This is a genomic window from Olsenella profusa (genome assembly GCF_016900315.1).
Classification (GTDB): Bacteria; Actinomycetota; Coriobacteriia; order Coriobacteriales; family Atopobiaceae; genus Thermophilibacter; species Thermophilibacter profusus_A.
Genome location: NZ_JACSNQ010000035.1, coordinates 1 through 485, shown reverse-complemented (window position 1 = coordinate 485; position 485 = coordinate 1). Strand labels below are relative to the sequence as shown.

Below are 485 nucleotides of genomic sequence, written 5' to 3'. Positions count from 1 at the left end.
GCTATCAGTGACTACAGGGGTATCTAATCCTGTTTGCTCCCCACGCTTTCGAGCCTCAGCGTCAGTTACAGTCCAGTAAGCCGCCTTCGCCACTGGTGTTCCTCCTAATATCTACGCATTTCACCGCTACACTAGGAATTCCGCTTACCTCTACTTCACTCAAGAAAAGCAGTTTCGAACGCGACTATGAGTTGAGCCCATAGTTTAAACATTCGACTTGCCTTCCCGCCTGCGCTCCCTTTACGCCCAATAATTCCGGACAACGCTTGCCACCTACGTATTACCGCGGCTGCTGGCACGTAGTTAGCCGTGGCTTCCTCGTTAGGTACCGTCAAATAAAAACCTTATTATGATTCTTACCCTTCGTCCCTAACAACAGAACTTTACGATCCTAAGACCTTCTTCGTTCACGCGGCGTTGCTCCGTCAGGCTTTCGCCCATTGCGGAAGATTCCCCACTGCTGCCACCCGTAGGACTCAGATCTG

The 485-nt window shown here is 50.9% G+C and carries 1 rRNA gene; it reads right to left on the bottom strand.

Annotated elements, in window-relative coordinates:
- A 16S ribosomal RNA gene (locus H9X80_RS08900) occupies nt 1-485 on the bottom strand; the annotation flags it as partial.